This window comes from Sellimonas catena, from assembly GCF_027924685.1.
Classification (GTDB): domain Bacteria; phylum Bacillota; class Clostridia; order Lachnospirales; family Lachnospiraceae; genus Sellimonas; species Sellimonas catena.
Genome location: NZ_BSBO01000032.1, coordinates 15,792 through 36,736 on the forward strand (window position 1 = coordinate 15,792; position 20,945 = coordinate 36,736).

General features: G+C 45.9%; 20 protein-coding genes. 15 read left to right on the plus strand and 5 right to left on the minus strand.

Annotated features, from left to right (window positions below; genetic code table 11):
• The first annotated feature begins 46 nt into the window (after positions 1-46).
• Together Selli1_RS14030 and mgrA are read left to right on the plus strand one after the other, a co-directional pair.
• On the plus strand, positions 47-1,996 hold the full coding sequence (locus tag Selli1_RS14030; protein ID WP_281873531.1) for a fructose-1,6-bisphosphatase: 1,950 nt from the start codon (positions 47-49) through the stop codon (positions 1,994-1,996).
• Between the two features lie 11 nt (positions 1,997-2,007).
• Positions 2,008-3,009, plus strand: coding sequence for an L-glyceraldehyde 3-phosphate reductase (gene mgrA / locus Selli1_RS14035; RefSeq protein WP_087168399.1), 1,002 nt, complete (start codon positions 2,008-2,010; stop codon positions 3,007-3,009).
• Between the two features lie 55 nt (positions 3,010-3,064).
• Here the strand turns inward: mgrA and Selli1_RS14040 are convergent, their stop codons facing one another.
• The gene (locus Selli1_RS14040) at positions 3,065-3,991 is read right to left on the minus strand and encodes an AraC family transcriptional regulator (protein WP_281845859.1); all 927 of its coding nucleotides are present in this window, start codon (positions 3,989-3,991) and stop codon (positions 3,065-3,067) included.
• Positions 3,992-4,242: 251 nt separating this feature from the next.
• Between Selli1_RS14040 and Selli1_RS14045 the strand changes: the two genes are divergently transcribed.
• Positions 4,243-5,406 carry a galactokinase gene (locus tag Selli1_RS14045; protein ID WP_087168397.1) on the plus strand — a complete coding sequence of 388 codons (1,164 nt, stop codon included), beginning with the start codon at positions 4,243-4,245 and terminating at the stop codon, positions 5,404-5,406.
• A gap of 18 nt (positions 5,407-5,424) precedes the next feature.
• Positions 5,425-6,915, plus strand: coding sequence for a UDP-glucose--hexose-1-phosphate uridylyltransferase (gene galT, locus Selli1_RS14050; RefSeq protein WP_087168396.1), 1,491 nt, complete (start codon positions 5,425-5,427; stop codon positions 6,913-6,915).
• A gap of 137 nt (positions 6,916-7,052) precedes the next feature.
• Here galT and Selli1_RS14055 read toward each other — a convergent pair whose 3' ends face one another.
• Positions 7,053-8,795, minus strand: coding sequence for an Rqc2 family fibronectin-binding protein (locus Selli1_RS14055; protein WP_281845857.1), 1,743 nt, complete (start codon positions 8,793-8,795; stop codon positions 7,053-7,055).
• Positions 8,796-8,916: 121 nt separating this feature from the next.
• On the opposite strand from Selli1_RS14055, the gene Selli1_RS14060 reads away from it, so the two are divergent.
• The 8 genes from Selli1_RS14060 to Selli1_RS14095 all read left to right on the plus strand — a co-directional run bounded on the left by Selli1_RS14060 (position 8,917) and on the right by Selli1_RS14095 (position 15,789).
• Entirely contained in the window at positions 8,917-9,795 is an 879-nt protein-coding gene (locus tag Selli1_RS14060; RefSeq protein WP_087168394.1) for a YicC/YloC family endoribonuclease, read from the plus strand.
• Positions 9,796-9,824: 29 nt separating this feature from the next.
• Positions 9,825-10,442 carry a guanylate kinase gene (gene gmk / locus Selli1_RS14065; protein ID WP_087168393.1) on the plus strand — a complete coding sequence of 206 codons (618 nt, stop codon included), beginning with the start codon at positions 9,825-9,827 and terminating at the stop codon, positions 10,440-10,442.
• 26 nt (positions 10,443-10,468) lie between these two features.
• Positions 10,469-10,711, plus strand: a complete 243-nt coding sequence (rpoZ, locus tag Selli1_RS14070; protein WP_087168392.1) for a DNA-directed RNA polymerase subunit omega — start codon at positions 10,469-10,471, stop codon at positions 10,709-10,711.
• 63 nt (positions 10,712-10,774) lie between these two features.
• Entirely contained in the window at positions 10,775-12,097 is a 1,323-nt protein-coding gene (rimO, locus tag Selli1_RS14075) for a 30S ribosomal protein S12 methylthiotransferase RimO (RefSeq protein ID WP_281873534.1), read from the plus strand.
• A complete protein-coding gene (pgsA, locus tag Selli1_RS14080) occupies positions 12,098-12,643 on the plus strand; it encodes a CDP-diacylglycerol--glycerol-3-phosphate 3-phosphatidyltransferase (RefSeq protein WP_087168390.1) in 546 nt (181 codons plus the stop codon).
• Between the two features lies 1 nt (position 12,644).
• On the plus strand, positions 12,645-13,910 hold the full coding sequence (locus Selli1_RS14085; RefSeq protein ID WP_281873536.1) for a competence/damage-inducible protein A: 1,266 nt from the start codon (positions 12,645-12,647) through the stop codon (positions 13,908-13,910).
• A 155-nt stretch (positions 13,911-14,065) separates the two neighbouring features.
• Positions 14,066-14,758, plus strand: coding sequence for an iron-sulfur cluster assembly scaffold protein (locus tag Selli1_RS14090; protein ID WP_048622003.1), 693 nt, complete (start codon positions 14,066-14,068; stop codon positions 14,756-14,758).
• Between the two features lie 20 nt (positions 14,759-14,778).
• On the plus strand, positions 14,779-15,789 hold the full coding sequence (locus Selli1_RS14095) for a GGGtGRT protein (protein ID WP_087252808.1): 1,011 nt from the start codon (positions 14,779-14,781) through the stop codon (positions 15,787-15,789).
• Between the two features lie 259 nt (positions 15,790-16,048).
• Here the strand turns inward: Selli1_RS14095 and Selli1_RS14100 are convergent, their stop codons facing one another.
• From Selli1_RS14100 to Selli1_RS14110, 3 genes are all read right to left on the minus strand, one after another.
• Positions 16,049-16,327, minus strand: coding sequence for a DUF4160 domain-containing protein (locus Selli1_RS14100; protein ID WP_087168387.1), 279 nt, complete (start codon positions 16,325-16,327; stop codon positions 16,049-16,051).
• Positions 16,311-16,583 (minus strand): hypothetical protein, encoded by a 273-nt coding sequence (locus Selli1_RS14105; protein WP_087168386.1) that lies wholly within the window; start codon positions 16,581-16,583, stop codon positions 16,311-16,313. The genes Selli1_RS14100 and Selli1_RS14105 overlap by 17 nt, the downstream gene beginning before the upstream one ends.
• 175 nt (positions 16,584-16,758) lie before the next feature.
• Positions 16,759-17,298, minus strand: coding sequence for a Uma2 family endonuclease (locus tag Selli1_RS14110; protein WP_118635871.1), 540 nt, complete (start codon positions 17,296-17,298; stop codon positions 16,759-16,761).
• Positions 17,299-17,550: 252 nt separating this feature from the next.
• Here Selli1_RS14110 and Selli1_RS14115 point away from each other — a divergent pair, with 252 nt between their 5' ends.
• The 3 genes from Selli1_RS14115 to Selli1_RS14125 all read left to right on the plus strand — a co-directional run bounded on the left by Selli1_RS14115 (position 17,551) and on the right by Selli1_RS14125 (position 20,910).
• On the plus strand, positions 17,551-18,096 hold the full coding sequence (locus Selli1_RS14115; RefSeq protein WP_281873538.1) for a histidine phosphatase family protein: 546 nt from the start codon (positions 17,551-17,553) through the stop codon (positions 18,094-18,096).
• A gap of 129 nt (positions 18,097-18,225) precedes the next feature.
• Entirely contained in the window at positions 18,226-19,437 is a 1,212-nt protein-coding gene (locus Selli1_RS14120; RefSeq protein WP_281873540.1) for a MalY/PatB family protein, read from the plus strand.
• Between the two features lie 129 nt (positions 19,438-19,566).
• On the plus strand, positions 19,567-20,910 hold the full coding sequence (locus Selli1_RS14125) for a CapA family protein (protein WP_281873541.1): 1,344 nt from the start codon (positions 19,567-19,569) through the stop codon (positions 20,908-20,910).
• The last annotated feature ends 35 nt before the right edge of the window (positions 20,911-20,945 follow it).

Consider the following 20,945-nt stretch of genomic DNA (forward strand, 5'->3'; position numbering starts at 1 on the left):
TTCGAAAGGCTTTAAATCCGTTTCGCGCCGCGGTAAGGAGGAGAATATGGAGCAAAATAAATATCTGGAATATCTGGCTGAACTGTATCCGACGATCGAGAAGGCATCCACTGAGATCATCAATCTGCAGTCGATTATCAACCTTCCGAAAGGAACAGAACATTTTCTGTCAGATATCCACGGGGAATATGAGGCTTTTTCCCATGTGCTGAGAAATGGTTCGGGTGCCGTGCGAAAGAAGATTGATGATGTATTCGGACATACCCTTGGTACGGCGGAGAAGAGGTCGGTCGCAACGTTGATTTATTATCCGAGAGAAAAGCTGGAACAGCTAAGACAGTCCGGGGAGGACATGCAGAACTGGTATCGAGTGACGCTTTACCGGTTGATCGAACTTTGCAGAGTCGTTTCTTCCAAGTATACCAGATCCAAGGTACGGAAAGCGCTGCCGCCGGATTATGCTTACGTTATTGAAGAGCTGATTACAGAGAAGCCGGAACTTTCGGACAAAGAGGCGTATTATGAGGCCATCATTCAGACGATTCTGGATATCGGGAGGGCAGAGCCTTTCATTATAGCAATGGCAGAATTGATACAGAGGCTTGTGGTAGACCATCTGCATATTATCGGCGATATTTTTGACAGGGGACCTCTGCCGCACCAGATCATGGACTGCCTGATGGACTATCATTCACTGGATATTCAATGGGGAAATCATGACGTCCTCTGGATGGGAGCCGCAGCCGGACAACAGGCATGTATCGCGACGGTGATTCGCCTGTGCCTCCGGTACGGAAATCTGGACATTCTGGAGGATGGATACGGCATCAACATGCTTCCGCTTGTAACCTTTACGCTGGAGACATATGTGGATGACGAAGCCTGGCAGTTCGGAATCAAAACCCAGCAGGAAAAAGCAGATATTTCGCTGGCTCTTCAACAGAGAATGCACAAGGCAATTTCAGTGATTCAGTTTAAAATTGAAGGACAGCTTGCCAGCGAAAATCCGGAGTTTGGAATGAATGGACGTTGTCTCCTTGACCAGATTGACTACGAAACAAATCAGATCAGGATTGACGGAAAACAGTATGAGCTTTTGGACGGGCGGTTTCCGACAATCGATCCGGCTGAGCCATATGCCCTGAGCGAACAGGAGAAAAACGTGATGGAGAGGCTGACACGGGCCTTCAAAAACTGTGAGAAACTGCAGAAGCATGTGAAGTTCCTGTTAAAGAAGGGCAGCCTTTATAAAGTATACAATGGAAATCTCCTTTATCATGGATGTGTGCCGATGAATGAGGACGGAAGCTTTATGGAAGTTCCGGTTTATGGGCAGACTTATCATGGGAAGGCACTCTACGATGTCCTGGAACAGTATGTACGTAAAGCATTCTTCTCAATGGAAGAGGAGGAGAAAGAGCGGGGCAGGAATATTCTCTGGTTTTTATGGTCCGCACCGGGATCTCCGCTCTATGGCAGAAGTAAGATGGCGACCTTTGAGCGGTATTTGATTGCAGAAAAAGAAACGCATCAGGAATTGAAAAATGCGTACTATCAACTTCTGGAAAAGAAAGAGACGGCTGAGAAAATCCTGAAGGAATTCGGACTGGAAGGGGAAGAGGCACGTATTATCAACGGTCATGTTCCGGTACATCAGAAAGAGGGGGAAAGTCCTGTTAAATGCGAAGGCAAACTTCTGATTATCGATGGCGGATTTTCCAGAGCATATCACAGGGAAACCGGAATCGCCGGATATACGCTGATTTATAATTCCTACGGAATGTCGCTTGCGGCACACGAGCCGTTTGAGACGACAGAAATCGCCATTCAGGAGGAAAAAGATATTGTCTCCCATCAGATTGCGGTGAATTACAGCCACAAGCGCCAGACAGTGGGAGATACGGATAACGGAAAACAGCTTCTGAAAAAGATTGGGGAATTAAAGGAACTGATCGGCGCATACCGGTCAGGAACAATTAAAGAGAGAGGAAATTAAGGAGGAGCAACATGTATCAGGCAGCAGAAACAAGATATCAGGGGATGAGCTATGCAAAATGCGGGAAGAGCGGACTGAAGCTCCCGGCAGTTTCATTCGGACTGTGGCATAATTTTGGCAGCAATGCAGCATATGACAGAATGAAGGAACTGGTATTTACCGCGTTTGATCTGGGAATTACCCACTTTGATCTCGCGAATAACTATGGGCCGGTACCGGGAAGCGCCGAGGAGAATTTCGGACGGATTTTAAAGAATGAGATGGCAGCGTACCGGGACGAGATGATTATCAGCACAAAGGCAGGATACGACATGTGGGACGGCCCTTATGGAACAGGAGGAAGCAGAAAGTATCTGACAGCCAGCCTGGATCAGAGCCTGAAGAGAATGGGACTGGACTATGTGGATATTTTCTACCACCACTGCATGGATCCGGAAACACCGCTGGAAGAGTCGATGGGCGCTCTTGCGTCAATTGTCAAAAGCGGGAAGGCATTGTATGCAGGGATTTCCAACTATGATGGAGAGACGATGGAAAAAGCGGCAGATCTTCTGGAATCTTATCATTGTCCGTTTATCATCAACCAGAACCGTTACTCGATCTTTGACCGTTCGATCGAAGAAAACGGATTGAAGGCAGCGGCAAAACAGCGTGAAAAAGGGATCATTGCATACAGCCCGCTGGCACAGGGAATGCTTACGGACCGTTATCTGAATGGCATACCGGACGACAGCCGGATCCGGACAGACGGAAGATTCCTGAAAGAAAGTGCTCTGACAGACGAGCGGATTCACCAGATCCGTGCCTTGAAAGAACTGGCATCCCAGAGAGGACAGACCCTTTCACAGATGGCCTTGAACTGGGTATTAAAAGACAAAGAAGTGACAAGCGTTCTTGTAGGAGCATCCAGACCGTCTCAGCTTATGGAAAATGTCGGAGCGGTCAGCAGAACGCCGTTTTCTGAGGAAGAACTGGAACAGATCGATAAAATCAGCTTAAAGAAATTCAACTAATATAAAATGAGAGCAGCCCCGGGCAGAAAAATCCGGGGCTGTATTTTTCAGCTGTTTAATCTGTTTGGGAAAATGTCTCCCGGGATGGATGTCTGTCCGGGCGGAACCGGGCCTGATACTGTCTCGGAGTACAGTTCATATACCGCTTGAACAGTTTCCCGTAATAACACGCATTGGAAAATCCGCAGGACTCGGCTGCCTTGGAGATCGTACAGAGACCTTCCTGCAAAAGCGGAAGACTCTGCTGAATACGGTAATATAAAAGATAATCAAAGACGGTCATATTCATATGCCGCTTGAAAAAGCGACAGCACTCACTTTTTGACAGATGCACATGATCTGCAATCTCTTCCAGTGTAATCTGCTTTGCATAGGAAGTATGAATGAAAGACAAAATCTCTTTCAGCCGTCCAATGGAATCTGATGAGGACGGCTCTTCAAAGGAGCAACTTGTGAAATGTCCATATAAGTGTCTCCAGATTTCGGATATGAGAATATGAAGACGCAGTTCCTGGTCCGGTGCCGGCTGCAGATAAAGTGCATAGATCTCCCGAAGAAGGGAAAGAATTTCTGATGCCCATTCTTCCGATGAAAGAAATACAGCAGAAGAGAACGCCGGGGCATTCAGGACCGGATCCACATATTTGGTCTGAAGAATGCTGTTTTCAAATCCGTACAGAAACCGGGGATGAAACGTGGTGGAAAAATACTGGCAGTCCTGGTTGTCAATGCGCATTCCTGCATGCATGGCGTTGCTGTTGCAGAACAGCCCGTCGCCGGCCTTCAGATGGTAGGTGCGCTCATTGACCCGGTATTCGATCTGGCCTTTCAGAACTAAAGTCAGTTCTATTTCCGTGTGCCAGTGCCAGAAAAAAGCACCGCCTTCATATCTGGACAACATCTCGCCGCTTAAATTCACCGGAAACGTGTAATCTCCATGTTGTTTTAATTCTTTTTTATCTTCGTTAATCTGAATCTGCATAGTTTCAAACTCTACAGTCGAAATACAGCCCTTTCGACTGGAAAGCATAGTAGTTTAGTAGTGTCAATAAGACTTGGCTGAAAGGCTGTGATTTCAGTCCTATGTATCATACGCTGTTCCAGGGAAAAAATCAAGCTTTAACACCTCAATATTGTTATGGTTTTGAGCAATATATTTGTTGTACTGATCTCATAAACGCATTATAATTTTATTACAGAGAATAAATCAGGAAAAGAAAGCAGGTATGAAGTATGGAAAAGAAACTGATGGAAACATTTCAGAAACTGTACGGAGGGGAAGGGGAAATCAAAACCTTCTTTTCGCCGGGAAGAGTCAATCTGATCGGAGAACACACAGACTATAACGGCGGACATGTATTCCCATGCGCACTGACCCTTGGTACATATGGAATTGCAAGAAAAAGAGAAGACAGAAAGCTTCGCTTTTATTCTGCAAACTTTGAAAAATTAGGCGTGATTGAGACAAGCCTCGATGATCTGGTGCCGTCACAGGCAGCACAGTGGACCAATTACCCGAAGGGTGTAATCTGGGCATTTGAAAAGAAAGGCTACTCAATTCCGCAGGGAATGGATGTCCTGATTTACGGAACAATCCCGAATGGATCCGGACTTTCTTCCTCCGCATCACTGGAAGTACTGATCGGAGTTATGCTGAAAGAACTGTTTAACATTGAAATCTCAATGCAGGACATCGCGCTGATCGGCCAGTATTCCGAGAACAATTACAATGGCTGCAACTGCGGTATCATGGATCAGTTCGCTGTAGCAATGGGCAAAAAGGACTGTGCAGTATTCCTCGATACGAATACACTTCAGTATGAATATGCTTCCGTAAAACTGGATGATGCAAAGATTGTCATCACAAACAGTAAAGTAAAACACAGCCTTGTAGATTCCGCTTACAATGACAGAAGACGGGAGAGTGAAGAAGCGCTTCATGATCTCCAGAAAGTCGTAGATATCAAGACACTCGGAGATCTGACAGAAGAAGAATTCGAGGCACACAAGGATGCCATCAAAGATGAAATCTGCAAAAAACGTGCAAAACATGCGGTTTATGAAAACCAGAGAACAATCCGTGCGGTAAAAGCACTGAAAGAAAATGATATTGCAGAGTTCGGACGTCTGATGAATCAGTCTCATATTTCTCTTCGCGATGACTATGAAGTATCCTGCGAAGAAATCGATGTTCTGGTAGATCTGGCATGGAAGATTGACGGAGTGATCGGATCCAGAATCACAGGAGGCGGATTCGGCGGATGTACAGTCAGCATTGTAAAAAATGATGCAGTGGATACCTTTATCGATCAGGTCGGAGCAGGATACAAAGAAAAGACAGGCCGTGAAGCAGAGTTCTATGTAGTAGAGATCGGTGACGGTGCAAGAGTATTATAAGGAAAGAAGGAAAATACGATGTTAAACGAAAGTATCAGCAGGCTGGTGCAGTATGGAATCGAAACCGGACTTCTTCCGGAATGTGAAAAAATCTATGCGACAAACCTCCTTCTGGATCTGTTCCATGAGGACAGCTATGAGGAACCGGAAGAAAAGGCAGAGAACATTGATCTGGAAAGTGTATTAAAAGAGCTTCTTGATGAAGCGGTAAACAGAGGACTGATCGAAGACAGTATCGGATACCGGGATCTTTTTGATACAAAGATGATGAACTGTCTGGTACCGCGTCCGGCACAGGTACAGAAAGAATTCTGGGATGCATACGAAAAATCTCCGGAAGCAGCCACAGAATATTTCTACAAACTGAGCCAGGACAGCGATTATATTCGCCGTTATCGTGTAAAGAAAGATAAAAAATGGACGGTAGAAAGTCCGTATGGTACGATTGACATTACGATCAATCTTTCCAAACCGGAGAAGGATCCGAAAGCCATTGCGGCAGCGAAAAATGCGAAGAACAATGCATATCCGAAATGCCAGCTCTGTATGGAGAACGAAGGATATGCGGGAAGACTGGATCACCCTGCAAGAGAAAACCACCGGATCATTCCGATTACCATCAATGAATCCAAATGGGGATTCCAGTATTCACCGTATGTTTACTATAATGAGCACTGCATCGTGTTCAACGGGGAGCATACGCCGATGAAGATCGACCGTGCTGCATTTACCAAGCTGTTTGACTTTGTAAAGCAGTTCCCGCATTACTTCCTTGGATCCAATGCGGATCTTCCGATCGTAGGCGGTTCCATTTTAAGCCACGACCATTTCCAGGGAGGCCATTATACGTTTGCCATGGCAAAAGCACCGATTGAAATGAAAGTGACAATCCCGGGTTATGAAGATGTAGAGGCCGGAATCGTGAAGTGGCCGCTTTCCGTACTTAGAATTCGTCATCAGGATGAAAAGAGACTGATCGACCTTGCGGATCATGTACTGAAAGCATGGAGAGGATATACAGATGAAGCGGCATTTATCTTTGCCGAGACAGATGGAGAGCCGCATAATACCATCACTCCGATTGCAAGAATGAAAGACGGTATGTACGAACTGGATCTGACGCTTCGGAATAATATTACGACAGAGGAGCACCCGCTCGGCGTTTACCATCCGCACGCACAGTACCACCATATCAAGAAAGAAAACATTGGTCTGATCGAGGTAATGGGACTTGCAGTTCTGCCGGCCCGCCTGAAAGACGAGATCGAATTTCTGAAAGAATACATTCTGGAAGGAAAAGACATCCGCAGCAATGAAAAGATCGAAAAACATGCGGACTGGGTAGAGAAATTCCTTCCAGAATACGAAGAAATCAATGCGGACAACATCGAAGAGATCCTGCAGCAGGAGATTGGTAAGGTGTTTGTTCATGTACTGGAAGACGCAGGTGTCTATAAATGCACCGAAGAGGGAAGAGAAGCGTTCATGCGCTTTATCCAGACTCTGTAGAAACAGACGGAGAAAAAGAGATGTATAGGATTGCGTCACGCTTTGACGTGAAAGCATCAGATAATGGAAAAGAATAAAAGAATGAATAAAGGGATCGACGGGATTTTACCCGACGATCCCTTTTCTGGCTCTTATGATCAGGATTCGGATACTTCTTTTAACATACTGATGTCAGTATCCGCAATCAGTGAATAATTGGTATGATAGATAACGAATCCCGGCTTCTGGCCTTTTACCTTTTTTACATGTTTTTTCTCCACGTAATCGACTTCGACCTTTTCGCTTCCATTATTTTTGGAATAGAAAGCGGCAAGTTTTCCGGCCTCCTCAAAGACGCGGTCCGGCATGTCTTCTCCCTGGGATTTGACAATGACATGGGAGCCCGGCACTTTTTTTGCGTGGAACCACCAGTCATTTCCCGATGCGAAAGAGAAAGTCAGCTCTTCGTTCTGGAAATTATTTTTTCCTACATACATATCATAGCCGTCGCTGGAAATATAGTGGAGCGGCATACTTTTGAATTTCTCTTTTTTCTTTGTGAATTTCCGGCGGACATAACCGCTCTGTGTCAGCTCTTCTTTGACCTGCGCCAGATCGTCTTCAGTCCGGGCAATGTCCAGCGCGTTGCTGACAGATTCCAGATAGGAGATTTCGTCCCGGGTCTCTACGATCAGATGAGAGAGCGCTTCATAAGTCCGCTTCATCTTATTATATTTTTCAAAATAGCGTTTTGCATTTTCCAGAGGCGTCTTTGTTGGATCCAGTGGAATCCGGATCATTTCATTCGTGTAGTAGTTCAGCGCCTCTATCTCTTTAGCCTCCGGTTCCGCCTGATAGCCGTAAGTCTGTAAAAGTTCTCCATAGACTTTGTAGGTTTCCCGTTTGTCCGTATCTTTCAGCTGGCGGGCCTGCAGGTCATATTTTTTCCGGTTTCGTTCCAGGGCAGTCTGCACGATGTGCCGTAGATCGGCTGATTTCTGACGGATCCGGGTGATCCTGTTCTTGACTGCGTAGTAGGAAGAAAGAACCTGCGAAATGGTTTCAAACTCCTGATATGCACATCCCTCCAGATGGGTCAGGGGGACAGATGCAAACTCCTGAGGCTCATTGTTCCGGTAGTAGATGGCCGGATGAAAATCCTCTTCCCTGATCTGATCCAGAAACAGAGAAAACTGCCGGTACAGATGCGTCATCAGATCATCGGAAAGCTCTGACGGCGGAAGAGCAGAATCCAGTCCGGCGAGAAAGCAGATTTCTTCAGCCACGACAGGACTGATTCCGGTAAGGCTTGTGTAGAGAGCCTTGGAAAGCGCGGACGGCTTCTGTCTGAGAAGCGCTGCAAAATCGGATTCCGATATGGTCAGCGGGTCTGCTTTGTGCATCGTATCCGGTATAAAGTAAGTCCGTCCCGGAAGAACCTCCCGCACGGAACTCATCTGGGCAGGCACGTGCTTGATACTGTCGATGATCCGGTCATCCTCATCACAGAAAATGACGTTGCTGTGTTTGCCCATGATCTCAATGACAAGTTTCTTACGGCAGAGATCTCCAAGCTCATCCAGATGCTCGATTCCAAGCACGATAATCCGCTCAAGAGACGGCTGTGTGATGGACACGATTCGTCCGTTTGCAATATGTTTTCTGAGAAGCATACAGAAATTCGGGGCTGTAAACGGGCTTGGTTTGTTCTCGTCTGTCAGATACACAAGAGGCAGGGAAGCGCTCGCTGAGATATAGAGACGGCGCTGTCCGGAAGGTGCCTTGACAGTAAGAAGAAGCTCGTCAGCCTCCGGCTGGGCGATCTTTGCGATCCGTCCGCCAAGGAGGGCATCCCGCATTTCTTTTACTATATTTGCAATGGTAATTCCATCTAATGCCATAGGTCATTCTCCTTTGCTTTTAGTCTGTTTTACAGTATAACATAGTTGAACATGGTTGACGATAAAAATCAAATGAATTATAATGAAAAACAGCAAAATAAACTTTATAGAGGAAATGATCATGATAAGAAGTATGACGGGCTTTGGCCGGTGCGAGATTCAAAGCGGAGAAAAGAAATTTACAGTCGAGATGAAGGGTGTAAACCACCGCTACCTGGATGTCAATATCCGTATGCCGAAAAAGCTCTATTTTTTTGAAACCGCAATCCGGAGCTATTTGAAAAAGTATATTCAGAGAGGGAAAGTGGATATCTTTGTAACTTACGAAGACCTCTCAGAAGGACAGATGTCTCTGAAATATAATGAGGCGCTTGCCTCTGAGTATCTGGACTATTTCAGACAGATGGAGGAGAAGTTCGGACTGGAAAATGATGTCCGCATTTCCGCTCTTTCCAGATACCCGGAAGTCTTCACAATGGAAGAGCAGGATGTGGATGAAGAGGAAATGTGGAATGGCCTGAGAGAGGCACTGGATGGAGCATGTGTCCAGTTTGTATCGGCAAGAGAGACCGAAGGAGAGAAATTAAGAGAAGATCTCATCGGCAAGCTTGACGATATGAAGGCTGTTGTAGAGAAGATTGAGGAGCGCTCCCCGCAGATTCTTTCGGAGTATCGGGAAAAGCTGGAAGAGAAGGTAAAAGAACTTCTGGCAGATACGCAGATCGATGAGAGCCGTATCGCCGCGGAGGTTGTGCTGTTTGCAGACAAGATCTGTACGGATGAAGAAATTGTCCGTCTGAAAAGTCATATCGATCATATGAAATCCACCCTCCAGGCAGGAGAGGGCATCGGACGTAAACTGGACTTTATCGCTCAGGAGATGAACCGGGAGGCCAATACGATTCTGTCAAAGGCCAATGACCTGACCGTTTCCAATTATGGAATCGATCTGAAAACAGAGATCGAGAAAGTCCGGGAACAGATTCAGAACATCGAATAGCAGTTAGATAGGAAAGGGAAGAAACAAACATGCAAAAAGGGATACTGACCGTGCTTTCGGGATTTTCCGGAGCAGGAAAAGGGACGGCCATGAAGCGTCTGATGGAGAAATATGAGGACTATGCTCTGTCCATTTCAGCCACCACGAGAAAACCGAGAGAGGGAGAAGTGGACGGAAGAGAATATTTTTTCAAAGAAACCGAAGAATTTGAAAAAATGATTGCACAAGACGAATTAATAGAGTATGCTAGATATGTTAACCATTATTATGGGACACCACGCTCCTATGTGGAGGAGCAGCTTGAGAAGGGCAAGGATGTGATCCTTGAGATCGAAATACAGGGGGCATTGAAGGTAAAAGAAAAGTTTCCGGATACGCTTCTTGTTTTTGTCACCCCGCCAAGCGCTGAGGAGCTTCGCAGACGTCTGATCGGACGGGGAACCGAGACGATGGAAGTCATCGAAGAGCGGCTTGCCCGCGCCAAAGAAGAGGCCAGAGGCATTGACTGTTACGACTGTCTGATCATCAATGATGATCTGGAGACCTGTGTGGATGAGCTTCACGCAGTGATTCAGAATGAGAAGAAGAAAGTCATGAGAAACGCGGAGTTTATCGCTAAAATAAGAGAAGAACTTGAAGAATTGTAAAGAAGAATAGAAAGGAGAATGAGGCTATGCTGCATCCATCTTACACAGACTTAATGAAAGTGGTGAATCAGGACGTAGAAGAGGGGGATACAAAGATTGTAAACAGCCGTTATTCTATCGTTCTTGCTACGGCAAAGAGAGCAAGGCAGCTGATCGATCATGCGGACCCGCTTGTTTCGGTTAAAGACGGAGAAAAACCGCTTTCTATTGCTATCGACGAGATGAACAATGGAAAGTTAAAAATTCTTGGAGAAGAAACCGAAGAATAAGAGACAAAAAGGCAGGTGCTTTTGAAACAAGTATCTGCCTTATGAACTGTTAGGAGAGAATACATGAATATTTTATTTATCTCACTTGGGTGCGACAAGAATCTTGCCGACTCGGAAACGATGCTGGGGATGCTGGCTTCCAGAGGATATCAGATCGTCGATGAAGAGGAAAAGGCGGATGTGATTATTGTCAATACCTGCTGCTTTATCCATGATGCCATGGAAGAAAGTATTGAGACGATTCTGCAGATGGCGGAGTACAAAAAATCCGGCAGTCTGAAAGCTCTGATCGTGACGGGATGTATGGCAGAACGATACCGTGAGGAGATCACAAAGGAGATCCCGGAAGTGGACGCGGTCCTCGGGACAGCTTCCTACGGACACATCCTTGACGCAGTGGATGAGGCTTTGAAAGGACACTCTTATCTGATGATGGAGCCGCTGAATATACTGCCGATTATCGAAACACACCGGCTCGTGACTACCGGCGGCCACTATGCCTACCTGAAAATCGCAGAAGGGTGTGACAAACACTGTACGTACTGCATCATCCCGAAACTCAGAGGAGATTTCCGAAGCGTTCCGATGGATCATCTGATCAAAGAGGCGGAACAGCTGGCTGCGGACGGAGTGAAAGAGCTGATCCTGGTGGCTCAGGAGACGACACTTTACGGAAAAGACCTTTACGGGGAAAAGAAACTTCCGGAGCTGCTCCATAAGCTCTGCCAGATCAGCGGGATCCGCTGGATCCGGATTCTTTACTGCTATCCGGAGGAGATTACCGAAGAGCTGATTCAGACGATGAAAGAAGAGCCGAAGATCTGTCATTATCTGGATCTTCCGATTCAGCATGCAAGCGATGGCATTTTAAAGAGAATGGGAAGACGTACATCCAAAGAGGAACTGGTACACATCATCTCAAGACTGAGAGAAGAGATCCCGGACATCACACTTCGTACAACACTGATTACCGGATTCCCGGGAGAGACGCAGGAACAGCATGAAGAGCTGATGGACTTCGTGGATGAGATGGAGTTTGACCGTCTTGGAGTATTCACCTATTCGCCGGAAGAAGGCACTCCTGCGGCATCCATGCCGGATCAGATTGAGGAAAGCATCAAGGAAGACCGGAGAGCCGAACTGATGGAACTTCAGCAGGAAATTGCCTTTGAACAGGCAGAAAACATGATTGGAAAAGAAGTTCTCGTTATGATCGAAGGGAAAGTAGCAGATGAAAATGCCTATGTGGGCAGAACTTATAAAGATGCGCCGAATGTAGACGGACTGATCTTTGTCAATACCGATGCAGAACTCATGTCCGGAGATTTCGCGAAAGTCAAAGTGACCGGTGCATGTGAATATGATTTGATAGGAGAGTTGATGTAAATGAATCTGCCAAACAAACTGACTGTACTGCGTGTCATCATGATTCCGTTTTTTGTTGTATTTATGCTGACGGATCTGGGAGGAACGTACAGCAACTATATCGCACTTGTGATTTTCTGTGTGGCAAGTCTTACAGATATGCTGGATGGAAAAATTGCAAGAAAGTATAATCTGGTAACAAATTTCGGAAAATTTATGGATCCGCTGGCGGACAAGCTGCTTGTAAGCTCCGCAATGATCTGTCTGATTCCGATGGATAAACTTCCAGCCTGGATTGTCATTGTCATTATCAGCCGTGAATTTATTATCAGCGGATTCCGTCTGGTAGCATCGGACAGCGGTATCGTGATTGCCGCAAGCTACTGGGGAAAATTCAAAACCGTTTCCCAGATGTTTATGATTATTTTCCTGATTCTGGATCTTCCGGGGAATATTGCTTCCGTCATTGAGACAGTGTTGATCTATCTTGCGCTGATTCTGACGGTAGTATCCCTGATCGATTACATTGTAAAGAACAAAGAAGTATTGACAAAAGGAGGTATGTAGGATGGTTGCAGAGCTGATTTCCGTCGGTACAGAAATCCTGCTCGGCAATATCGTAAATACCAATGCAGCTTACCTAGCAGAGAAATGCGCTCTGCTAGGTTTGTCTTTATATCACCAGAGTGTGGTAGGGGACAATGAGGCGCGCATGGAGGATACGATCCGCCGGGCGTTGGAACGGTCTGATGTGGTAATTCTGACAGGAGGACTTGGACCGACCAAAGACGACCTGACAAAAGAAGTGACCGCAAAAGTATTTGGAAAGGAATTATATGAGGATGCCCGCACAAAAGAGCGGATTCAGGAATTCTTTAACCGGCTTCATTCAAAGGGGAAAATTACCCGGAATAACTGGAAGCAGGCGCTGGTTCCGGAGGGAGCCATCGTGATTGAGAATCAGAACGGTACGGCTCCTGGGCTGATTGTGACGGGAGAGGAAGGCACCGAGTATGAAGGCAAGCGTGCAATCCTGATTCCGGGGCCGCCGAATGAGTGCATCCCGATGTTTGAAACTCAGATTGCACCTTATCTTTCCGGGCTGCAGCCGGAAGGAATCTATTCCTGCATGGTAAAGGTCTGCTCTATCGGTGAAAGCCGGGCGGAGACCATGGTTGCAGATCTGATGGATGCTCAGACCAATCCGACTCTTGCGCCGTATGCAAAGACCGGGGAAGTACACTTCCGGATCACTGCAAAAGCCAAAGACGAGAAGACGGCAGAGCAGCTGATGGCGCCGATGGTACAAGAATTGAAAAACCGGTTCGGCGATTATATTTATACGACAAAAGAAGAAGTCACACTGGAAGAAGCCGTGGTTCATATGCTGGAGGAACGTCATATGACAGTGACGACAGCAGAGTCCTGTACCGGAGGACTTCTGTCCGGACGGCTGATCAATGTGCCGGGAGCATCCAGCGTGCTGAACGAGGCGCATGTGACGTATTCTAATGAAGCAAAAGAGCGGATTCTGCATGTGCCGCATGAAATTCTGGTGCAATACGGAGCAGTCAGCGAGGAGACAGCACGGGCCATGGCAGAGGGAGCATGCAAAGTCTCCGGGGCAGACGCATCCATTGCTGTGACCGGAATCGCAGGTCCGGACGGCGGAACACCGGAAAAGCCGGTAGGGCTTGTTTACATCGGCTGTACTGTGAAAGGAAAAACAAAAGTCGAACGATGCTGCTTTACGGGAAATCGTCAGAAAAACCGGGAATATGCTGTGGCGAGAGGACTCATTCTGTTAAGAGAGATGCTTCTGGAAGCAAAATAGGATGATCGCCACATGGATCTAACCGAAAAATTCGACGTTTTGTGCAATCAGCTGATTGACGAAAACGCATTTTTGTGAGAAAATTAACACGGATAAAGGCTGTCAAAAGGCAGTCTCCCAAGAGAGATTACACATAGTTGAAAGGAGTCCTTAAGATGATTTATTCACACGAAGTAGAAATGATGTGTCCAGTTGCACAGGGTGCGAATCATGGACCAGCTCCAATCCCAGAAGAAGCAAAATGGGTACAGGCAAAAGAAATTAAAGATATTTCCGGTTTAACACACGGTGTAGGCTGGTGTGCTCCTCAGCAGGGAACATGTAAGCTGACACTGAACGTAAAAGACGGAATTATCCAGGAGGCACTGGTTGAAACAATCGGATGCTCCGGTATGACACATTCTGCAGCCATGGCTTCCGAGATCTTACCAGGAAAAACTATCCTCGAAGCTTTAAATACAGACCTTGTCTGCGACGCAATCAACACAGCAATGAGAGAGCTTTTCTTACAGATCGTATACGGACGTACACAGAGCGCATTTTCTGAAGACGGACTTCCGATCGGTGCAGGACTGGAAGACTTAGGAAAAGGTCTTCGTTCCCAGGTTGGTACCATGTACGGAACACTTGCAAAAGGTCCTCGTTATCTGGAAATGGCAGAAGGATATGTAACAGGAATCGCATTAGACGAAAACAATGAGATCATCGGTTACAAATTCGTAAGCCTTGGAAAATTCACCGATTTCATTAAGAAAGGTGACACACCGAACGAAGCATGGGAAAAAGCACAGGGACAGTATGGCCGTGTGGATGATGCAGTGAAGATCATCGACCCAAGACAGGAATAGGCGAGAGGAGGACTTTTAAAATGGCTTTATTTGAATCATATGAAAGACGAATTGATAAAATCAACGCTGTATTAAACAGCTATGGCATCGCTTCTATCGAAGAAGCAGAGAAAATTACAAAAGACGCAGGCCTTGATGTTTACAATCAGGTAAAAGGCATTCAGCCGATCTGCTTTGAAAACGCATGCTGGGCATATATTGTAGGTGCTGCAATCGCAATCAAAAAAGGATGCACAAGAGCAGCAGACGCAGCAGCAGCAATCGGAGAAGGACTTCAGGCTTTCTGTATTCCAGGATCTGTAGCTGACCAGAGAAAAGTAGGTCTTGGACATGGTAACCTTGGAAAAATGCTTCTGGAAGAAGACACAGACTGCTTCGCATTCCTTGCAGGACACGAATCTTTCGCAGCAGCAGAAGGTGCTATCGGTATCGCTGAGAAAGCAAACAAAGTACGTAAAAAACCATTACGTGTTATCTTAAACGGTCTTGGAAAAGATGCTGCAAAGATCATTTCCAGAATCAACGGATTTACATATGTACAGACAGAGTATGACTACTATACAGGAGAACTTAAAGAAGTTTCCCGTACATCCTACTCTGACGGACTTCGTTCCAAAGTAAACTGCTACGGAGCAAACGATGTTCGTGAAGGTGTTGCAATCATGTGGAAAGAGGGCGTAGACGTATCCATCACTGGTAACTCTACAAACCCGACACGTTTCCAGCATCCGGTTGCAGGTACATACAAAAAAGAATGTATCGAAGCAGGAAAGAAATACTTCTCTGTAGCATCCGGCGGTGGTACAGGACGTACACTTCACCCGGACAACATGGCAGCAGGACCGGCTTCCTACGGTATGACAGATACATTAGGACGTATGCACTCTGACGCACAGTTCGCTGGATCCTCTTCCGTACCGGCTCATGTAGAAATGATGGGTCTGATCGGAGCAGGAAACAACCCGATGGTTGGTATGACAGTAGCTGTTGCAGTTGCCATTGAGGAAGCTGCTAAGGCTGGCAAATTCTAAGAAATTTTAATTTTAAGCGGTACTTTGTAAAACAGAGTGCCGCTTATTTTTATTTTTCTGTATCTCCTCTAAGTTTTTCAAGACTTTATGTGTCGATGATCAGGATTTAATTTTAGTATGGAATTAAGAAACGGGAGACTGTGAATAAAAGATAAGAATAATATAATGAAATGAAGGCTAGCACCTTAGGCGCTAGCCTATTACAATGCAAAATACATGCTTGACAGGTAATCATGATTTTATAACAAAAGTGAAAGTGCTAGAGGTAATACCGTATCTCACCAAATTGTGTGTACCATTTGTCTAATATAAGGTCACTGTTTGCTTCGATAATTCGGATCATTCGGCGAAGTTCTTTTTGAGGAATCTTGGAGTTATTATTGCATACTAAAGCTTTTCCAGTGCTGGTTATCCAAATTTTTGTGGCATTTGCTGATGCGCGTCCTTCTGAAATATGCACGTGTACTGGTTCCAGAGGATCGTTTTCATTTGACCAAAAGTAAACAAGATAGGAACCAATTCTAAAGATTTGCGGCATCAGAGAAGCCTCCTTCCTGAGAAAACTCCATGATCAAGTGCGCGTTGTTGCGAATCAGTTTTTTGAAATAGTTCATTTCGTTTTCTGAGTAGCCGTGAATATCTGTCCATTCATATTCGGGAAGAAAACAAGTTGCATTATGGAACCCGTCTTTCAGATCGGGTGTTTCAATATAGACTTTGACACGACCATCTGGGAGCATCTCAGAATGTGTGATTTCCGTATCATCATTAAGAGTTAAATATGGATACATCATGCCTTTATACCGTCCTTTCTATATATTATTCCCCAGATTGCTATGGAGACATCTGGTGATTTTCTATTTTTTCTTCTATAAGAAGATGTATGATATTTGTGTCCTGTATTATCATGAGCAAGAGTGATGTTGCTAAAGAATAATGAGATCATACCATCAGCACACCACTTTTCACCTAGATCAAAGAAGCTATTGTAAAGCTTAAATCTCCATATATTCCCACTGTTACAGGCTGATCGAAAGGAATCATGACCGGAGCGGAATCTTCGTCATAATGGTAAACAGTCGTTCGTTCCTTTTCGGGATCGACAATCCAGTATTCGCGGACACCTGCCTCGGCATATTTGCCATTTTTGATGCTGTAGTCCAGCTTACGACTGCCTGGAGAGACAATCTCGATGATGAAGTCGGGAGCACCAACACATCCTTTATCGGTCAGCTTATCTTTTGAGCAGATAACAGAGATATCCGGCTCAACATACACGGTATCATCTGCGTTGAGGTTTACGGCAAATGGTGCAGGATAGATTTTACAGTCACCACGTTTGTCAGAAATGTAGTTGCCAATAATGCGGCTTAACTGATGTACCAGTTCCTGATGTAAGCGACTTGGAGGAGCCATCATGTAAAGCTGTCCGTTAATTAGTTCTGCACGTTCTCCGTCCGGAAGGTTCCAGTAATCATCTGATGTATAGCGTTTTTCCGGTAATGGCATAGTGTCACGTCCTTTCTCAAAGCTCTTTTTTGTTCAAGCTGTTTAAATATATTATACAAAAGAACACAATGAATATCAAACTTTTTGGAACACCCACTGGTTTGAAATCTCTTAGTATTATTGAATTTTCGACATCGACACAACAGACTTTGCAAATCTGGACATCAAAAAGATTGCGAAATGGATTGACAAAAACCAGGAAGCATGAGAAAAATATCATATACTTACGATAAAAAGCAAGGAGTGATCAGTATGGAAACTTTTCATGAAGCATCCATGAATGTTTATTTTATCCGGCATGGTCAGACTGATTATTCTCTGAAAGATCAAAAGATTTATCAGGGATTCGGTGTGAATATGGCACCGCTTTCCGAAGAAGGGATCCGTCAGATTGAAGAGGCAGCCAAAGATCCGAGACTGAAAGATGCAGAGTTAATTCTGACATCTCCTTATACAAGGGCGGTCCAGACAGCGGCAATTCTTTCCAGGCGGTTGGATCTGCCGATTGCCGTAGAGACCGACCTGCATGAATGGGTGGCAAACAAGCATTACATATATGAAGAAAATGAAACGGCTCACAAAGCATTTCACGAGTTCATGGAACGTAACGGAGAAGCGACGGAAGGAGCCCTCTGGGAGTCATCGGAGGATATCCGGCAGAGGGTGGAAGCAGTTCTGAAAAAATACAGACAGTATCATAAAATCATAGTTGCCGGACATGGATATATGATTCAGGCGATGACAGGGGTACCGCATCCTGACAATGGAGAGATCTGCTTTTATCAGGAAAAGCTATAAGTTTCCGAAGACATTGGGAAGTATCTATCAGTAACTTGTACCGCATACCGGGATGATTGTGGTATAATAATAAAAGCGCTTGCGTTTGCAAGAGAAGATACGACAGCAAAAACGAGGAGGTTTACCAACATGAAGTATGATTTTACATCCATTATGGACCGGCGCGGTAAGGACGCCATTGCAGTGGATCTTCCGGGCAATGCTCCGGCAGGGGGATTTGCGCCGGGAGGCCCGAAGGAAGGGTTTGATCTGATCCCGATGTGGGTGGCGGACATGAATTTCCCGACAGCGCCGTCTATTATCGAAGAGGTGAAGACACGTCTGGAACATCCGGCATTTGGATATTTTAATCCATCGGATGCATATTTCGACGCCATCATCAACTGGCATAAGGAACGTAAAGGCGTGGAAGGACTTACAAAGGAAGATATCGGTTATGAGAACGGAGTGCTTGGGGGACTGGTATCTGCACTGAATGCGTTTGCATCTCATGGGGATCCGATCCTTGTTCACAGTCCGACTTATATCGGTTTTACAAACAGTATCGAAGGAGCAGGGTATAAGATCGTACACAGTCTGTTAAAGCAGGATGAAGAAGGAGTCTGGCGGATGGACTATGAAGATATGGATGCCAAAATCAAGGCAAACAAGATCCATGTCGCAGTGTTCTGTAATCCACACAACCCGACCGGAAGAGTCTGGGAGCCGGAAGAAATCGAAAAGGCCATGGAAGTCTACAAGGCAAACGACTGTATTGTTATTTCCGACGAGATCTGGTCTGATCTGATTTTGGAAGGATATCACCACACACCGACCCAGTCTGTAAGCGTGGACGCAAAGAACCGGACCATCGCACTGTATGCGCCAAGCAAGACATTCAATCTGGCCGGTCTGATTGGAAGTTATCACGTGATCTATAATTCCTATCTTCGTGACCGAGTTGTGGCAAGCAGCAGCAAATGCCATTATAATTCCATGAATGTGCTCTCCATGCATGCGCTTGTGGGAGCATACAGGAAAGAAGGAGCTGAGTGGGTAGATGAGCTCCGTCAGGTACTGTCCGGAAATGTGGACTATGCATATGATTACATCAAAGAGCATTTTGAAGGTGTAAACCTCTCAAAACCGCAGGGAACCTACATGTTGTTCCTGGATTGTGAAGAGTGGTGCAAAAAGCATGGAAAAACAGTGGACGAGCTTTTGAAGGCAGGATGGGATGTCGGTGTTGCATGGCAGGACGGACGTCCGTTCCACGGTGAATACGGTATTCGTATGAACCTTGCGCTGCCGCTTTCCAGGGTGCAGGAAGCATTCCGTCGGCTTGACGAATATGTATTTTAAAGGATAAAGGCTGATTACAAAAGAGATGTGCCAGGATAGAAGTGTAACATATATCCGGGGCGCATCTCTTTTTACTGCCTTTTTATGTCGAATATGGTATAATCAGCACAGGACGAAATGTCTGAAGGAATGAAAACAGTTACAAAAGAGAAAAGAGGGTGGAAAGCTATGACCGAAGAGGAAAAAAGACGGGAATTAGCCAGGCGCAAGAGAATCCGAAGAGAAAAGCGCCGGAAGAAGCTGATCTGGAAGCGGAGAATTCTGATCGGCTGTATGGTACTGATTCTTGTGCTGATTGTTGGCTTGATTTCATCGATCCGCTCCTGCCATCAGAAGGCAGTAGAGACTGATGCGAAGATTCAGGCGGAGAAAGAAGCCAAAGAGAAGAAAAAACGGGAAGAAGCGGAGAAAAAAGAAAAAGAGGAGCACACACTGCACATGGTGGCTGTTGGAGACAACTTTTTCCATGACACCGTACTGGCCGACGGACAGCAGGAAAGCGGAGTGTGGAGCTATGATTACATTTATGAAAATGTAAAAGAAGAGATTGAAGGGGCGGATCTTGCCGTTGTCAATCAGGAGACGCCGATTGTGAGCAGCCACGACAATACGAGCGGCTACCCGACCTTTGGAATGCCGCAGGAAGGCGGCCAGGCCCTTGCAAATCTGGGATTCGATGTGATTACCATGGCAACGAATCATTCCTATGATAAAGGAAAAGAAGGAGTGACAGATTCCCTTGCTTTCTGGGAATCCCAGGAGACGCCTCCGGCAGTGCTTGGAATTCATGAAAGCGCCGAAGACCAGCAGGCGGACCGGGTGAAGATCATCGAGAAGAAGGCGTTTAAGATTGCAATGATGAATTACACAACCCTGATCAATATCGGAGCTCCGGTTCCAGAAAATGAATCTTATGCGGTTGATGTCTATGATGAAAAGACGGTAAAAGCGGATGTGGAACGAGCCAAAGAAGAGGCGGATATCGTGATGGTCTTTCTGCATACCGGGGTGGAATATCAAAATGAACCGGATGAAGCGACGAAAGAACGGGTGGAGTATCTGGCCGATCTTGGAGTAGATGTAGTGATTGGCACGCATCCGCATGTAATTCGTCCGTACGGCATGATGGAACGTCCGGATGGAAAGCAGATGCTTGTGTACTATTCTCTTGGGAATTTTGTTTCCGGACAGCAGGGGATTTCCCAGCTTCTGGAGGGAATGGCAGATATGACGTTTGTCAAAGATCCGGATACAGGCGAGATCAGTATTGAAACGTACTCCATGGAGCCTCTCGTGATGCATTATGAACCGGGATATTCAGGATATGCGGTATATCCGCTGGAAAAATATACCGAGGAGCTGGCAGCGGCCAGCGGTGTCCATCAGGAGACGAATGAGGATTTTTCACCGGAGAGTATTCAGGCTTACTTTGAACCATATCTGAAGCCGCAGGTATTTGAGCGGTCAGAATAATCCGGTCAGTCAGACAGCCTGCAACAGGGGCGAGA

What these genes read in the sequence shown, in the direction of transcription:
- rpoZ (WP_087168392.1), top strand. Translation starts at nt 10,469, where the DNA reads ATGCTGCATCCATCTTACACAGACTTAATGAAAGTGGTGAATCAGGAC.
- Selli1_RS14100 (WP_087168387.1), bottom strand. Translation starts at nt 16,327, where the DNA reads ATGCCGCAAATCTTTAGAATTGGTTCCTATCTTGTTTACTTTTGGTCA.
- Selli1_RS14095 (WP_087252808.1), top strand. Translation starts at nt 14,779, where the DNA reads ATGGCTTTATTTGAATCATATGAAAGACGAATTGATAAAATCAACGCT.
- galT (WP_087168396.1), top strand. Translation starts at nt 5,425, where the DNA reads ATGTTAAACGAAAGTATCAGCAGGCTGGTGCAGTATGGAATCGAAACC.
- Selli1_RS14055 (WP_281845857.1), bottom strand. Translation starts at nt 8,795, where the DNA reads ATGGCATTAGATGGAATTACCATTGCAAATATAGTAAAAGAAATGCGG.
- Selli1_RS14040 (WP_281845859.1), bottom strand. Translation starts at nt 3,991, where the DNA reads ATGCAGATTCAGATTAACGAAGATAAAAAAGAATTAAAACAACATGGA.
- mgrA (WP_087168399.1), top strand. Translation starts at nt 2,008, where the DNA reads ATGTATCAGGCAGCAGAAACAAGATATCAGGGGATGAGCTATGCAAAA.
- Selli1_RS14085 (WP_281873536.1), top strand. Translation starts at nt 12,645, where the DNA reads ATGGTTGCAGAGCTGATTTCCGTCGGTACAGAAATCCTGCTCGGCAAT.
- pgsA (WP_087168390.1), top strand. Translation starts at nt 12,098, where the DNA reads ATGAATCTGCCAAACAAACTGACTGTACTGCGTGTCATCATGATTCCG.
- Selli1_RS14125 (WP_281873541.1), top strand. Translation starts at nt 19,567, where the DNA reads ATGAAAACAGTTACAAAAGAGAAAAGAGGGTGGAAAGCTATGACCGAA.
- Selli1_RS14060 (WP_087168394.1), top strand. Translation starts at nt 8,917, where the DNA reads ATGATAAGAAGTATGACGGGCTTTGGCCGGTGCGAGATTCAAAGCGGA.
- Selli1_RS14120 (WP_281873540.1), top strand. Translation starts at nt 18,226, where the DNA reads ATGAAGTATGATTTTACATCCATTATGGACCGGCGCGGTAAGGACGCC.
- rimO (WP_281873534.1), top strand. Translation starts at nt 10,775, where the DNA reads ATGAATATTTTATTTATCTCACTTGGGTGCGACAAGAATCTTGCCGAC.
- Selli1_RS14090 (WP_048622003.1), top strand. Translation starts at nt 14,066, where the DNA reads ATGATTTATTCACACGAAGTAGAAATGATGTGTCCAGTTGCACAGGGT.
- Selli1_RS14030 (WP_281873531.1), top strand. Translation starts at nt 47, where the DNA reads ATGGAGCAAAATAAATATCTGGAATATCTGGCTGAACTGTATCCGACG.
- Selli1_RS14110 (WP_118635871.1), bottom strand. Translation starts at nt 17,298, where the DNA reads ATGCCATTACCGGAAAAACGCTATACATCAGATGATTACTGGAACCTT.
- Selli1_RS14045 (WP_087168397.1), top strand. Translation starts at nt 4,243, where the DNA reads ATGGAAAAGAAACTGATGGAAACATTTCAGAAACTGTACGGAGGGGAA.
- Selli1_RS14115 (WP_281873538.1), top strand. Translation starts at nt 17,551, where the DNA reads ATGGAAACTTTTCATGAAGCATCCATGAATGTTTATTTTATCCGGCAT.
- Selli1_RS14105 (WP_087168386.1), bottom strand. Translation starts at nt 16,583, where the DNA reads ATGATGTATCCATATTTAACTCTTAATGATGATACGGAAATCACACAT.
- gmk (WP_087168393.1), top strand. Translation starts at nt 9,825, where the DNA reads ATGCAAAAAGGGATACTGACCGTGCTTTCGGGATTTTCCGGAGCAGGA.